12 protein-coding genes are annotated in these 14,990 nt (G+C 34.2%); 10 read left to right on the top strand and 2 right to left on the bottom strand.

Features of this window, described 5'->3' with window-relative positions; genetic code table 11:
- Positions 1–78: 78 nt before the first annotated feature.
- Both DWW96_RS09490 and DWW96_RS09495 read right to left on the bottom strand, forming a co-directional pair.
- On the bottom strand, positions 79–297 hold the full coding sequence (locus tag DWW96_RS09490) for a DUF5348 domain-containing protein (RefSeq protein WP_015529213.1): 219 nt from the start codon (positions 295–297) through the stop codon (positions 79–81).
- A 24-nt stretch (positions 298–321) separates the two neighbouring features.
- Positions 322–1,290, bottom strand: coding sequence for a DUF6017 domain-containing protein (locus DWW96_RS09495; protein WP_015529214.1), 969 nt, complete (start codon positions 1,288–1,290; stop codon positions 322–324).
- A 461-nt stretch (positions 1,291–1,751) separates the two neighbouring features.
- On the opposite strand from DWW96_RS09495, the gene DWW96_RS09500 reads away from it, so the two are divergent.
- From DWW96_RS09500 to DWW96_RS09540, 10 genes are all read left to right on the top strand, one after another.
- Entirely contained in the window at positions 1,752–1,943 is a 192-nt protein-coding gene (locus DWW96_RS09500) for a hypothetical protein (RefSeq protein WP_117910221.1), read from the top strand.
- A gap of 549 nt (positions 1,944–2,492) precedes the next feature.
- The gene (locus DWW96_RS09505; RefSeq protein ID WP_117910222.1) at positions 2,493–3,662 is read left to right on the top strand and encodes a CAP domain-containing protein; all 1,170 of its coding nucleotides are present in this window, start codon (positions 2,493–2,495) and stop codon (positions 3,660–3,662) included.
- Between the two features lie 173 nt (positions 3,663–3,835).
- Positions 3,836–8,146 (top strand): SpaA isopeptide-forming pilin-related protein, encoded by a 4,311-nt coding sequence (locus DWW96_RS09510; protein ID WP_117910223.1) that lies wholly within the window; start codon positions 3,836–3,838, stop codon positions 8,144–8,146.
- Positions 8,136–9,185, top strand: coding sequence for a hypothetical protein (locus tag DWW96_RS09515; RefSeq protein ID WP_147339821.1), 1,050 nt, complete (start codon positions 8,136–8,138; stop codon positions 9,183–9,185). The genes DWW96_RS09510 and DWW96_RS09515 overlap by 11 nt, the downstream gene beginning before the upstream one ends.
- A 98-nt stretch (positions 9,186–9,283) precedes the next feature.
- Positions 9,284–9,511, top strand: coding sequence for a hypothetical protein (locus DWW96_RS09520; RefSeq protein ID WP_117910225.1), 228 nt, complete (start codon positions 9,284–9,286; stop codon positions 9,509–9,511).
- A 52-nt stretch (positions 9,512–9,563) separates the two neighbouring features.
- Positions 9,564–9,689, top strand: a complete 126-nt coding sequence (locus DWW96_RS14550; RefSeq protein ID WP_278286579.1) for a hypothetical protein — start codon at positions 9,564–9,566, stop codon at positions 9,687–9,689.
- Positions 9,690–9,703: 14 nt separating this feature from the next.
- On the top strand, positions 9,704–12,037 hold the full coding sequence (locus DWW96_RS09525; RefSeq protein WP_117910226.1) for a VirD4-like conjugal transfer protein, CD1115 family: 2,334 nt from the start codon (positions 9,704–9,706) through the stop codon (positions 12,035–12,037).
- A complete protein-coding gene (locus DWW96_RS09530) occupies positions 12,034–14,109 on the top strand; it encodes a pLS20_p028 family conjugation system transmembrane protein (protein ID WP_117910227.1) in 2,076 nt (691 codons plus the stop codon). The genes DWW96_RS09525 and DWW96_RS09530 overlap by 4 nt, the downstream gene beginning before the upstream one ends.
- A gap of 14 nt (positions 14,110–14,123) precedes the next feature.
- Complete coding sequence (locus DWW96_RS09535) at positions 14,124–14,435, top strand: DUF5592 family protein (RefSeq protein ID WP_147339822.1); 312 nt, start codon at positions 14,124–14,126, stop codon at positions 14,433–14,435.
- A complete protein-coding gene (locus tag DWW96_RS09540) occupies positions 14,422–14,985 on the top strand; it encodes a hypothetical protein (protein ID WP_117910229.1) in 564 nt (187 codons plus the stop codon). The genes DWW96_RS09535 and DWW96_RS09540 overlap by 14 nt, the downstream gene beginning before the upstream one ends.
- Positions 14,986–14,990: the final 5 nt, after the last annotated feature.

Here is a 14,990-nt window from a genome sequence, read left to right on the forward strand (position 1 = left end):
GTGTTCTATGGTGGTATGCCCGCCGCCGGGAAGCGGGGCGGGCATGAAAAAAAGAGCGTCCGCTTTCACGCCGCCCTGTTAAATCCGTACCCGCAGCCCGGAAAGGTCTGCCGCCCGAATACCTACAAGATACCAGTTGTCCCCGTACTCCATACGGGTAGGCTTCCATTTGCCCCGCACAAAGACCTCCATGCAGTCGCCGCAATGCAAACCCCCGTAATAGTCGTTTACGTCAAAGCGAATGTCGTAGCGGTCAGCGGTTTCATCAAAAATCAAAGCTCCTGTTCTCTGTGTCATCATAAAATCCTCCTTTAGGTTGGTTTACAGGCTTTCGCCCTCGTTGCAGGTGTAATCGGGTATGCCCTTGCTTCTTGCCGACTGGATAGTGCGCCCGCCGTACATATCGTGAGATACAAGGGACGTGTAATAGCTGCCAATCGTAGACGGGGCATTGAAAAGGGCAGCTTTCATGTACTGCTTGATGTTGCGGATTTTGGTGGTGTTTTCCTGCATACAGTCCAGTACAAAGCGGATATGTTCGCTGTTCAGTTTCATAAATTTTGCTTTTACAAGCTCTGCCGGGTGGTCGTCCCCGGCGATACGGATTGTTCTTCGTTTGGTGCAGACGGTTTCAAGAATAAGGGCAAGGATTTCCTCTATCCTGTCCCGGTCAAGGTATCTGTCCTGTATCAGATAGTCGTACTCGATATTGTCCTTGATGATTTCCTCATACACGCGATATGCGTCTGTCGTTTCCTTTCGCTTCCGTTCCGGCGGCTGTGCCGCGTCCTCTAAGGGAAAGGGATTTAGGGAATGGAAAGGAATGGAATGGGTACTTAATATATCTGTATTTAATTTTTCTTTTGTTGGTAAGTTAGTCTTTAATAGTTCTTTATTTAATTGCGTTGGATTTTCCAACGTAGGTTTTTCCAACATAGGCTTTTCCAATGTTGGATTATCCAATGTTGGTTTTTCCAATGTAGGTAAATCCAACTTAGGCGGCTGCTCATAGATAACATACGTTGTACCGCGTAAGCATCCTTTCTCATCACGTTCCCTTGAACGCTGTATATATCCGGCATTTTCCAGTTCCCGTACTGCTTCCCGGATAGCGTCAATCTTTTCCCGGTTGATAAGGGACAGTCCTGCAAGGGTGTAGTCCCAATCTTCGGGAAGTGAGAGCATTTGCGACAACAAGCCCTTTGCCTTTAAGGAAAGCTCCTTGTTGCGTAAATGGTGGTTGCTCATAACGGTATAACCTTTGTTCTTTTCCACGCGGAAAACTGCCATAGCTTCGTCACTCCTTTTCGTTGGATTTGTTACGCAGTAGAAACGCGGTTTTGAGGGAAAAGGTATCAACCCTTGTCTTTCTCATTTCCACGCTCTAAGAGCCGCATAAATCAAGGCTTTGTTTGCCCTTACTGCGTAACACGAGGGCATAAAAAAAGCAGCGTTCCTGTTCTCCTGTGTAGGAGTGAGAAACGCCGCCTTATAGGTGGTGCTTATTTTATTTTTTCTTTTCGACGTGCCGCGTAAGGTGGTGCAGCGGTCTATCCGGCAGTCCGCAGGTGCTTTTTGCATATCAAGGCTCAATTCGTTAAAAGTAGTAAATGAGTAGTAAAATCAATCTGCAAACCTGCGAATATGCCTGCAAATCAAGCATTTTTCAAGACAATCAACTAATTTAAAACAAAATGAATACGTTAATTTCCGGTAATGTAATAGAAATATAAATTTGGAAGGAGATAGCAATGTCCAGAGCAAAATTATCATATGACGAAAGAGTTCTGATTGAAGACATGCAACGCACTGGAGCTTCGAGAAAAGAAATATGTGAAGCAGTGGGTATAACATCTCTTGAACTGCAACAAGAGTACAATCTTGGGTGGATAAAAAATGAAAAACGATATAGCGCAGAGAAGGCGCAGTTTTCGTTGAAATAAAAGGAGTAAGCAATGAGAAACAGTAAATTAACAAAACAGGAAGTTATAGATGCACTTTTAAGTAATAATAAAGAAGTGAAAGTAACAAACGATAAGCCAAAGAAATAATTAACATAAATGCACATTGAAAACAGAATAGAATGAATTGTTTAAACTGATAATCTATACCTATTATTTAACACCAAAATATATTATAATTGGATAACAGAAATTAGATAAGATTCAGATTGAAACAATAGTGAACTTAGATGGGGAACTGAAGGGGCGATATATCGGCTGCCGGAATACATATGAAGGGAGCTGATGCCAATGGTTACATATGGAGATTTATTCAACTTTGTAATTATGATTTGCACTGTTATTACACTTGTATTAGCTGTCATTAATGCAAAAAAATAACGCCCCTGTCTCGGCAATGATGTGGGACGTTATTTTTTGTAACTAACAATCAACCGGCGGCTAGGTTTTCACCCAGCTTTCAGTTCTCTGTTTAAGTTCATTATAACACATCGATATGAATTTTCAACCGATTGTGAGGGAGGGATTTACATGAATAAGTTAAAACAAATACTAACAGGAATTACATTTATTTTTGTAATTAGTTTAATATTAAACTGTCAGGTAAAAGCACAAGAGACATATGATTTAAATGGAAATAAGGTAGACGTAATAACATATGCAGGTGGATATGAAAAAACAACAGGGTACAGATTCATCAGTTCAGAGGAATCGGGTACAATAGCTTATTTTGATAATAATGGAAATTTGATACGACTTGTAAACAGAGCTACAAAGGAAATTATTATAGATAATGAAAATACTGTAAGTGAAAAGGCAACAGAAGAATCAACAACAAAATTTTCTGAGAATGTAACACTTAAAAAAGTAACTGGATTAAAAAAGAAAACAGTTTTTAAAAAGTATAGACCATTTAAGAATAGTAAAGAAAAAATTCTATACAAATACGGTTTAAAAATATCATGGAAAAAATTATCTAATGTTACAGGTTATGAAGTGTATCGATATGAAGTCGCAAAGAAATGTTGGACGAAAATTAAGACAACAAAGAAGAATTCGTGTATACTTACAGGATTATTAAGCGGTTCACATGTAAAATTAAAAGTGAGAACTTATAAAAATGTATCTGTCGAAAAAGAGTATGGAAAGTATTCAAAAGTGTATAACATTACGGTTAAAGATACATATGGTAAGAAAAAAATTGGTGGAGATTATAAAGAATTTTACGATAAATATGCATCTGAAGAGACTTTTATAATTCAAAATAATTATAGAAAGTTAGCAGGCGTTCCAGAACTAAAGTGGAATGATGTTATATATGAAGCAGCAAAAAGAAGATGCTATGATATGTATACAAAAGAATATTTTTCACATGAGAATTTCAGAGATAATATTTATGATGTATTTATACAAAATAAAGCAGATGATAAAAGTGCAAAATTGTTAAGTTTGTCATCAGGAGAAAATATAGCTGGTTCATTTAATACACCAAAGAAAGTGATGAAGGCATGGAAATCATCGGCAGGGCATTATAGTAATATTATTGATGCTGATTATACGATTGGTGCAATAGCTTGTATTTGTAACAGTGATTCAGGAAGAATATGGAGTTCAATCTTTATCGATACACGACAAAATGCAAGCACTCATAAATCTAATGATGGAGAATGCTATACAGTAGATTACAGTTTTCTGTATTAATTATATAATAAGAAGTTAATAAAGAGAGTTTAAGCAGTTCAGAAATGGACTGCTTTTTTATTGCATAAAAGGAGTAAGAAATGAAGAAAGAAAAACGATATCTGATAAAGGGGAGAGACTCTCCTTTGCTAAGTCACAAAACAATAATCATACGAGAAAGGAAAGAGTTGAAAATGAAATGCATAAGGAAGTTAAGAAAAACGATAGCGATGATTTTAGCAATAATGCTGATCATTGGAGTTGTTCCGGCAGGAAGTTTGGATTTAAAGAATGTTAAAGCAGCTGATACAGGCACGGCTGCATTTGCAAATCTTGGAAATCTGGGAACCGTTAATATTGGAAGTAAAAGCGAGTCCGGACAGTGGCATAAAATTAAAATTGGAAATGATGCAGTATTTTGCATGGATCTTGGAAAATCTTGTTATACAGGATATTCATATACATCATCCGAAGAAGAAACAATTTCAAGTTCAAGCAATAATACAGGAAGAGCACTGAAAGCAAGAGTTGCATATTGGTTTGACCAGACGAAAAAACGATCTGATAAAGCATATGTTTATTCTCAAACACTCATATGGGCTATTGAAGAAGGACAGACTTCAGAAGAACAATTAACAGGTGTTATCAAACAGGTGAGAACCAATACAGGATATTATGACAGTAATACTGCAAAACAATTATACAGTGAAATTTTTGGAGGCAGTGGGGAAGTTACAGCAACCATAAAAACATGGACTTATTCGGGAACCAGTTCCAAAAAGGACAGCATACAGAGGTTACTCTATATTAAGGCAACAAATAAACCAACTTATGAACCGATACCATTAAATGTTAAGGAACAGTACAAGCAGAAAATTAATTTTACAAAATATTCTGAAACGAGGGTTCCTTTAGCTAATGCGACATTTAAAATTACAGCACTCAATACAAAGGAATTAGAAAAATTTGAGGGCTATGGAATGACGGACGGTGCAGAAAACGGAGAAGATGCTGTAACGGAAATGACATTAAATACAGATTCATCCGGTAACATCAGCTGCTACTTCACTTATAACATTCAGTCAAAAGATTACTACTATTACAGTGCAGATGATTTGAAAAAAATGAGTGCAGATGACAAAAAAGCAGCTAAGGCTGAATTGAAAGAGAATGGATATCTGTTTGCATCTGATTTGACTGAAAACAGTGCGTGGGATTTGGCATATGCCGATGCAATTGACCAAAAGGCTGCGGCAAACTGTTCATATGAAATTGAAGAAATATCTGCTAATAATGCAAATATATATGACGGATATTTTACTGCAACATCTCTTTCAGGTGACAGTATTAATGTTGCAGGCAAAAAGGTTACACTTAGCATAAACGGAAATAACAGTTGGTGGGCAGACGATGAGGGAGCCATTGAAGATCAGTTTCAGGCAAGACTTGAAATCAGAAACAATTACAAAAAAGTATCTGTAAATGTAGTTAAGAAGGATAATTATTCATCTGATGGAAAGGCTCATGGAGATGCTGTATTAGATGGTGCCGTATATCAGTTGTATGGAAATCCGACATGCAGTTATGAAGCTACTGTATATAATGCAGACGGAACTACGAAAGTAGCATCACCTTACACAGTGGTTAATGGTCATTTCGAAACAGATTACCTTCAGTCAGGAAAAACATATTATTTAAAAGAAATAAAAAATCCTGAAGGTTATTTTGTATCAGGACAGATTTTTGAAATTAAGGCAGATGCAACACAGTATGTTCAGGAGTATACAGCAAATACACAGACGGTTGAAGCATATGAACAGCCTACATTTGGAAAAGTTCAGATATTTAAAACAACAACAGACGGTTCGACCGGACCTGCACAGTTTGAAGAGGGTGCAGAATTTCAGATTTATCTAAAAAGCAAAGGAAGTTATGAAGCGTGTGATGAATATGAAAGAGCTACTCTGACAATTGGTAAGGATGGAAGTGGAACATCAGTTAATGCACATGACGGATATCTTTATTATGGAACATATGTTATTCATCAGACCTCCACAGGTGGAAATGATACGGAAATGATAGACGATCAGGAAATTGAAATTGCTAAAGACATTACTGATTTAAATTTAAACGGAAAGACATATGTAAAACTTTATAACAATAAGCCGTTTGAGGCATTTATTAAGATTATTAAAAAAGACGGAGATACTTCTGAAACAGTTTTGAAACCAAATACAAAGTATCAGATATTTAAGGTTGGAGAAGATGGAAGTGAAACACAGATAATTCAGCAGTATTCAAATGGAAACAAGCTTGTTGATGTAGATACATATGTGACTGATGAATCCGGTGAAGTAATGACTGTTAAGGCATTAAAGCCAGGAAAATACAAAATATATGAAGTTGATTCTGCTTCAGGATTATACATTAAGGATAAGTATATTGAAGTAGAAATTAACAGTAAGAACAGTAATTATACAAGTTATACCGATTCCGAAGGAAACAGTCATGCGTTAATTACGATTGAGTACGTTAATAAGGAAGCTAAAGGAAGATTTACCTTAACTAAGTCAGGAGAAGTATTAAAGAGTTTTAGTCATGATGTTTCAGAACCTGAAAACAACAAATTTAATTTTAAAACTGATTATGTCAAAGGACAAAAGTTTGTCATTTACGCCGCAGAGGACATAGTAACTCAGGATAATCAGGGAACTAACTGGTTTGATAAAGGAGAAAAAGTAGCATCAATAGTAACCGGAGAGGGAGCAGAATTTACCAAAACCTGCAGTGACATCACAACTGCAACAGTTGATTCTGAAAATGGAGCAGTAACCATATATCTTCCACTTGGCAAGTATACAGTAAAGGAAGAAGAAACACTCTATGGTCTTGTTATACCTGATAAAAATTCATGGGACATTGAATTTAAGTGGGACGATTCAACTAAAGACGTAGTTTACAACAGCACTAAAGATACAGACGAAGACAGTGTACTTAATGTTAAAAATGACAGAGCAAAACCGGCACTTAAGGTTGTAAAGAAAGATGCAAAAGCAAATATTGCAGTTCCAAATACAATGTTTAACTTATACACAAAAGATGACATATACAATGCTGATGGAGAAGTGATTGTAAAGGCAGATACACTTCTTACAACAGTAAAGACTGATAAGGACGGCATTGCTAAGGTTACTATGGATCTTCCACTTATGAGTGAAAAATACGATAAGGACTCTAAGGATAACAAGGGGCTTAACAGTGGAGATTATTATTTCTTGGAAAGTAAGATTTCTAACAGTTATTACATAGATGAAGAACCGATACCGGTTCATTTGGAATACAAGGATCAAAACACAAAGGAAATTACTGTAGAGAAGGTAAAAGAAAACCTATCTACAGAAGCAGAGTTCCTTAAAGTTAAACTTGCAGACAGTGGCTTACTTCCCGGTGCAACAATGAATATTACAGATAAGCAGGGTAATGTAATTATAAGTTGGATTACCGGAGACAGTACAAGCATTGTTGTTACTGATAAAGCAGATGAATTAGGTTATTCAAATCTTAGAACTGAAATTAATTCAGAAGGATATCTTGTGGTACGTGGTTTACTTCATGATGAAGAGTATACATTATCAGAAACAAAACCGGCTGATGGGTTTGTTACAGCTGAAAGTATTACATTTAAGCTCGTTGAAGGTAAAGACGCAGAAGGTAACATTAAGACAGACGCAGTAATTAAAAATGCAGATGGAAGTTATGGAACAAATCAGGAAAATAAGATAATCATGGCTGATGATACAACTAAGGTTAGTATTTCTAAAACCGGAGTAACAGGCAAAAAGGAACTTGTCGGAGCAATTCTTAATGTTAAGGATAAGGAAACAGGAATGGTCATAGATGAATGGACTTCAGGTAAGGAACAGCACATGATTGAAGGTAAATTAATTGTTGGAAAAACATACATATTAACAGAAAGAATTCCGGCTAATGGATTCGCTACAGCAAACAGCATTGAATTTACCATTGCAGATACAGGTGTTGTTCAACAGGTGCATATGGTTGATCAGCAGATAAAGGTTAAGCTGATTAAGATTGACAGTAAATCAAAGAAACGACTTTCCGGAGCAGAGTTTGTATTTAAACTTAAAGGCAAAATCGTTGCAAAGGTAACAACAAATAAAAAAGGCGAGGCGACAATTAAAGGAAAACTTATTGCCGGAAAAACATATGTAGTTGAAGAAACAAAAGCCCCTAAAGGATATGACAAGGCTAAGAAAATTAAATTTACGGTAAAAGACACAGATAAAGAGCAGATTATCAAAATCAAAGATAAAAGAAGCGGTGATGCAACACCATCAACGCCAACTTGGAGTGATTCGGGAGCTAAAGCACCAAAGACCGGAGACATGAGTAATATATGGTTCTGGCTTATGAGTTTCATGGGCTCAGCAGCATGTGCAGGCTATACAGGAATCAAATTAAGAAAGGAAAGAAATGTTAAATAATGTAAAGGTTTCAATTTTTCCCCTTTTAATATTTGCCACATTTGTCATGGGTGCCATCGGCACCTATGGCAGTGAGGCTGAAACAATTACAAGACAATATTCATATACAAGCAATGACGAAAACGATAAGGGAAACAATCCTGAAGAAAAGATTGCTGAAAATGGAAAAGAATATGAATTACAAGACATTATATATGAAGTTATTGATAAGAAAGCAATAGAAGAGGAAACAAAGAAAAAAATTACATTAACAAAGAAAACGGATAATGAAGAATATGAACCACGGAAAGAAATTGTAAAGGATGATGTTACATATCAGCTCATTGATACACAAAGAAATGAAGAAACTGTAAGTGAAAAAAAAGGAAGACTTGTAACAGGGTATCTTGATTTTGACAATAAGAATGAGGCATTGAGTGCACCAACAAGTAAATCATTTAGTGCGAACGGAGTAACAGCAGTTTGTAAAAAGACAGGAATGAAAAAATTGAAAGCAAGCAGCTGGCAGAAAAGTTACATTGATTTCGCATTTACATCATCAAATAAGAATTACTATGAGTGGAATGGAAATGAAATAGATGGTAATTCAGATAATCCTTTAAAAGGATATGAGAGTGAAATACTAAAGAGTATTGGCGTAGATGAAGAAAATTACAAAGTTGGAGACAGTTATTGGAAAGGCACAGCCCATAGAAAAAATGGTATGTATACAAGAAAACTTAGGGTAGAAATAAAGAAAAAGATACCACATTACAGGGTTAACTATGAAGGTTACAGTAAGTCAGAGGTTAAAAAAGAATATTCATATATTTCAACATATGAGGCAACAGTAAAGCAGGAGACTGGAGAATATGAATATACGATACAACAAACAGCAGTGTATAAGGAATTGATAAAGACAGATAAACCCACAATTAAAAAAATTGTTTACAGGGTTGGAATTATCCTTTTGGCAATTACAATCTCCGGTATTCTATTCATTATATATTTAAAGCCAAAAAGGCGAAGTAAGGTGGATAAATTCCACAAAATTAAGTAACAGTCTGAGAACAAACATAATACGAAACATGCATTGGAAAAATATATATCACGAATTTTGTTAAATGCCATGTTAGACAGTGGAAAGGAGAAGAAAAAATGGATACTTTTGCAAATGGTATTAAAAATATGGTTTCAGGAGCGGCAGAATATGGATATGTTCTTCCTATCATTGGTTTTTTTGTAATATTTGTAGCGTTAGCTATTCCTAGTAATAAAACTAAAGAGTTTGCAAAAAATCACTGGTGGTCAATTATAGCTGGCACAATGGGAGTATACGGTACAATGAATTTCGCAAACTGGGTTTGGGAAAAATTAACATTCTAGAAAATTTAACCTGCCACTTAAAAGGTGGCAGGATTAAGAAAGGATAATACGTATGAATGAAGAAATGAAAATTATTATAAAGTATTTGAAATACAGAAAAGAAGTTAAAAACATAAGAGATATCAGTTTGGAAACAGAAAAAGGGAACGTATTAGTTGAAATAATTAAAAGAGATTAATTGGAAAAGATACTATGAAAAAAAATCATGAATTAAACAAGCCAAAGAAAGTAATGCAGATAGAGAGATTTTTGAGCAGAACAGAAGTAATAGTTACCATAATTGCGATAGAAGACATATTTTTCTTTTTTGCGGGAAATTTTCTTTTCAATTCAATTGTAAAAATTCCAAAAGTACTGCAGGATTTAGATAACCCGAGACGGTATTGGAATATTGGAAATATATTGCCTGATTTCAAAATAATAAAAGAATTCAGTTCAGTATATTTAACACTATTGATAACAATAATTGTAGTACTTGCAATTTTAAATATATATACAGCTTACAAGATGAAAGTGGCGTGGTCAGAAGAATACTTTAATATTGGCCAAAAGGGTGACAGTAGATGGACAACTAATGAAGAAATCAAAGAACAGTATGAAGAAATCCCAGACAGAGATGTAGAATTTCCAGGGCAGGGTGGAACAATTATTTCAAGAATGGGAAAAAAACTGTATATAGACAGAAGCCCGGTAAATAACCTTATTATAGGAATAACACGTTCTGGAAAAGATGAAATGTATGTTTTCCCAGAAGTAGATGAGTATTCAAGAGCTGAAATAAAGACTTCACTTATAGTTAATGATCCAAAATTAGAAACATATAAATCTTCAAAAAAAACATTGGAAAAAAGAGGATATGAAGTGTATCTGTTAAATTTTGATGATCCGCTTCATTCAGCGGGATTTAATCCTTTAGACATGATAGTAAAACTTTGTATTCAGGGTGATTTTGAAAATGCGGAACTTCTTGCTCAGGCATTTGCGTTTTCAATATTTAATCCTGATGAGCCTGCAAATACGGACAGATTTTGGAATGATGCATCAACAAATCTTCTTGTGTCACTTATTCTTGCACACCTTGAAGACTGTATTAAGTTGGATGAAATAAAAAACAATAGAAGATACACGGCATGGATGGAAAAAAGAAAGGCTTTTGATGAATTAAATGAAAAAGGAAAAGAAGCAGCGCTTGAAATATATAGAAAAGCAAAAAAAGAAAATAAGGAATTAATTTTAAATACAGATATCCGTTATCTTCCAAAAGAAGAAGAATACGAACTGATACATGAAAACCTGAAGAAAGTAAACATGTATTCAATTATTAATACTTTTACGGAACTTGCACGTATGAAGATAGAACCGGATAATTCGGAAATAACAGCACTTGATGAATATTTCAGTAGGAGACCACCATTAAATAGAGCAAAACTTAAATATGCGGGTGTTGAGATATCAGGAGACCGAACAAAAGCGTCAATATTTTCAGTTATGCTTTCAAAATTAACAACATTTACATATGAAAACATGGCTAAAATGACAGCTGAAAGTAGTTTTAATCTTGAAGATATAGGTTACGGAGAAAAACCGGTGGCAGTGTTTTTAGGTCTTCCTGATTATGATAGTTCTAAACATTTTATGGCAACAGTATTTATCAGACAACTTTATTTTGTTTTGGCAAAAAAAGCAACCAGAAGTAAAAGTGGTAAATGCACAAGACACGTTAAATTTATGGTTAATGAGTTTGGAAATATGCCAGCCATAGAAAACATGGAAAATATAATTACGGTATGCCTTGGCCGAAATATTTCGTTTGATATTTTTATTCAAAGTTATTCTCAAATGACAAAACTTTATGGAGAAGGAAGTAAAACGATTAGAGGAAATTGTGGTAATCAGATATATATTCTGACAAATGATGGTGAAACAGCTCAGGATTTTTCAGAGCTTCTTGGTAATGAAACAATAGTGGATATGCAGCGTTCCGGTGAAAAATTATCAACTCACAAACATTTTATGGAAAATACGCAGGATAAACCATTATTAAATAAAAACCAACTAATGGAATTAAAACCCGGTGAATGTGTCGTTAAGCGAGTTATGAAACGTGAAGATTTAGAAAAAAGTAGAATTAAACCTACACCGATATTTAATTCTGAAGAATCCGGTAAAAGATTTTTGTACAGATATGAGTATCTGACAGATACATTCCCAAATCCGGGAGAAATAGATTTATACGAAATTAACAGTGAAGACAGAAGTCACATTAATTTAAAAGAACGTATATGGGATTTTAAGGTGTCTCTTATGTGGATACAACAAAATGCGATGGAAGATATAAATGAAAAGATGACAATAGAAAACTTATCAAACTCGCAAGAAGTAATACAGGCTGGAGAAAAAATTTTAGGAAATATAGACAAGTCAATGAGTATTGTTGAATTTACCGATTTAATTTTTAGAAAAGTGAATGGAACAGAAGAAAGAGATGCATTACTTTCCATGATAAAGATAGGAAGTGAAATATGATACAGATTTCAACTGAAAATAAAGCTAAAAATAATAGAAAAAAAATGATGATTTTTTTGATTTCGTCATTATTAATGACTGTATTCCTAATGAAGAATCAGGTATATGCACTTTCAAATAATTTAGATCAGGCATCTGATGCACTTAAAAAGATTTATGATAATTATGGAGAACTGTTCAAGCAGAATAATGTGGCAGACAACATATTACGAACTATTGGAATGGGGCTCTTAAAATTTATAGTCATGATTGCGGATGCTGCATCAGGATTGTTTGATAAATCGTTTGGAATGATAGATTTTACTAATTATTCAGCAGTACAGGATTATATAAATGAATATAAAGTTGTATGGGTTGCCCTTTTGTCAGTATCGATGGCATGGCTTGGTGTTAATCTTGTTTTTAATGCTGATAAGAAACCTAAAATTGTAACAAATTTATGTGTTGGAATTTTAGTTGTAACAAGTATGACATGGATGGTATCTCAAATGAATACATTGTTGTCAAAACAGGTTCGTAGTGAAATTTTAGGTACTGTATCTCAGGAAACAGTTTATGACATACTTGGAAATAATGTGCATGATTTATTGTACATTGATTCGATAGCAGGTTTGGAAAATATCGGAGAAAAAAATGCTGATGGCACAAAATATGCAAATGTTAAAACTCCGATAACTAAAAAGTCATGGAAATCAATGGACATTAATGAAGTAGTAAAACCTGATGATGTTAAGGATGAAAGTAAAATTATCATGCAATATTACAAGACAGATTTGTATGATGAAAATGGAAACGAAAAAACAATATTGAATGAATGTTATGATGGCGTGGCATGGACAGATTTATTGAATACATACTATTACAGATATTCAGTAGACTGGGTTTCAGCGATACTTCAAATACTTGCAATAACAATTATATTTATATTTTTTACATATAAAGTAGTGAGAACTTTTTTTGAAGTTGTTTTTCAGGAAATACTTGCAATGCTGTATTCTCCAAATATTACAAATGGTCAAAAAACACTTAAGATTCTGGATGGAATTAAAAATAGTTACATTATGATTATTTTAGCATTGGTATCAGTTAAATTATATTTGCTTGTTACAACTTTCATATCAGCTAAGACATGGGATGGATTTACTAAAGCTATAATGCTGTTTTTTGTAGCTTTAGCGGTAATAGACGGACCAAATATTGTACAAAAACTTACAGGAGAAGATGTAGGAATTTCGGATGGTCTATCGAAAATGATGAGTGTTATGTATGGAACAAACATGGCTACAAATATGGGGAGAGCAGTTTATGGAGCTGCAAGAGGAGCAGTCAGCAAAACCGCAGGTCTTGGGAAGAAAGCTGCTCAGACAGCATTTGGGAAAGATGCTTCTGCAGAAAAAGCTTTTGGAGCAACAGCGGCAACTGCAGCTATGGGAGCAGGCAATTCCAATTTAAATGAAAAAAATGATAATAACCAAAATGATATGAGTCAGGATGTTGGAGCTCAATTTAACAATGCAGATGAAAATAATTCTACAGAAGAAAATAATAATGAAAATAGTGACAGAAACAGTAATTTAGAAAACAACAACAGCGAAAATAATGGTGAAAGCAAACAAGCAGCATCAGATTCACTTTCTGAAAATGTAAATGCTGATGGCAGAACAGGAGATATGGATGATAATGCAGTTGCTGACTCTAATCATGAAAAAATGATAGCTGACACATTAAACGGAATGGATCCATTAGGAAATAACAGTGGAGATATTTCAAGTACAAAGAAGATGGATGATGAACTTGATGCAAAAGATTCAGGCATAAATTTCAGTAATAATAAACGAGGAACATTAAACACAAGTTCGGGATTTGAAAAATACATGAGTAGCGGAGATTATCAGGTTAAATCATCTAATATAAATAATACACAGAAAATGACACAGTTTGGGAAAGGACAAACTTCAGTAAAAGAAAGTTATGGAGTTACAGAAAAGGTTTCAAATGTGAACAGAAAAAGTGAAGCTAATGAAATAAAAAAACAGGTATTTAGAGAAACAGGAAAGGATAGTGATGATTAATGGAATTTCAATTTATGTCGTTAGAAGAAACAAAAAGTGAAACAAAACTTTATGGAAACATATATTTATTTGATTTATTTTTCATCTTTGTTTTTTTCTGTATTTCAGCTATTTTTGGAAATATTGTTTCAAGTGGATTGAAAATGCCATACTACATTTATTCTCTTGTATGTGCCTTATGGCTTACTTCCAAAAGCAGAACTAACAGGAGAAGAAGAAATTATGAGGCACTAATTTTATTCCTAAGAAGGGATATGGACGTGTATAAAGCAGAAATGAATGTTTCAATGAAACTGGAAAGCGAGGCTGATAATGAAGAAGAATAAAGACAGAGATAAGCAAAAAAGTTCTTCAGGTGTAGATAAAACCACAAAGGATATTATTGAAATTTCTTATTACGATGATGACTTAGGTTGTTTCATTATGAAAGATAATACATATATGGATTTAATTCAAATCACAACAAAAGACCTTGTGAGCTCAGCTGATGATGAAGTTGAATATGACATCATGAAATTTACAAAATTGTATAAAATGTACGCCGGCGATATTAAAATCATGGCCATGAATTTTCCGTGTAAAACAATGGTTCAGCAGGAATATTTAAAACATAAAATAAATTCAACCCATAATGAAATGTATAAAAAGTTCTTACAAAGAAGTCTGGATGAACTGGTATGGATTGAAAAGAATGATGTAATGCGAGAATACTATTATATGATTTTCGGGAGTAAACAGTCGGAAATTAAAAGTAATAGAAATTTAATTTTTAATACACTTGGAAGTGGAAAAAATGGTCTTGCACAAAAACTGGATAAAGATAAAAAAATCCAGATATGTGAAAGACTTAATAATAAATGCTTCCTGATAGGATAGGAGAG

The organism is Eubacterium sp. AF17-7, from assembly GCF_003461285.1.
In the GTDB taxonomy this organism is placed as follows: domain Bacteria; phylum Bacillota; class Clostridia; order Lachnospirales; family Lachnospiraceae; genus Eubacterium_U; species Eubacterium_U album.

Bases quoted from the DNA above. Each gene is read 5' to 3' on its own strand.
- DWW96_RS09490 (WP_015529213.1), bottom strand. From the start codon at position 297: ATGACACAGAGAACAGGAGCTTTGATTTTTGATGAAACCGCTGACCGC.
- DWW96_RS09495 (WP_015529214.1), bottom strand. From the start codon at position 1,290: ATGGCAGTTTTCCGCGTGGAAAAGAACAAAGGTTATACCGTTATGAGC.
- DWW96_RS09500 (WP_117910221.1), top strand. From the start codon at position 1,752: ATGTCCAGAGCAAAATTATCATATGACGAAAGAGTTCTGATTGAAGAC.
- DWW96_RS09505 (WP_117910222.1), top strand. From the start codon at position 2,493: ATGAATAAGTTAAAACAAATACTAACAGGAATTACATTTATTTTTGTA.
- DWW96_RS09510 (WP_117910223.1), top strand. From the start codon at position 3,836: ATGAAATGCATAAGGAAGTTAAGAAAAACGATAGCGATGATTTTAGCA.
- DWW96_RS09515 (WP_147339821.1), top strand. From the start codon at position 8,136: ATGTTAAATAATGTAAAGGTTTCAATTTTTCCCCTTTTAATATTTGCC.
- DWW96_RS09520 (WP_117910225.1), top strand. From the start codon at position 9,284: ATGGATACTTTTGCAAATGGTATTAAAAATATGGTTTCAGGAGCGGCA.
- DWW96_RS14550 (WP_278286579.1), top strand. From the start codon at position 9,564: ATGAATGAAGAAATGAAAATTATTATAAAGTATTTGAAATACAGAAAA.
- DWW96_RS09525 (WP_117910226.1), top strand. From the start codon at position 9,704: ATGAAAAAAAATCATGAATTAAACAAGCCAAAGAAAGTAATGCAGATA.
- DWW96_RS09530 (WP_117910227.1), top strand. From the start codon at position 12,034: ATGATACAGATTTCAACTGAAAATAAAGCTAAAAATAATAGAAAAAAA.
- DWW96_RS09535 (WP_147339822.1), top strand. From the start codon at position 14,124: ATGTCGTTAGAAGAAACAAAAAGTGAAACAAAACTTTATGGAAACATA.
- DWW96_RS09540 (WP_117910229.1), top strand. From the start codon at position 14,422: ATGAAGAAGAATAAAGACAGAGATAAGCAAAAAAGTTCTTCAGGTGTA.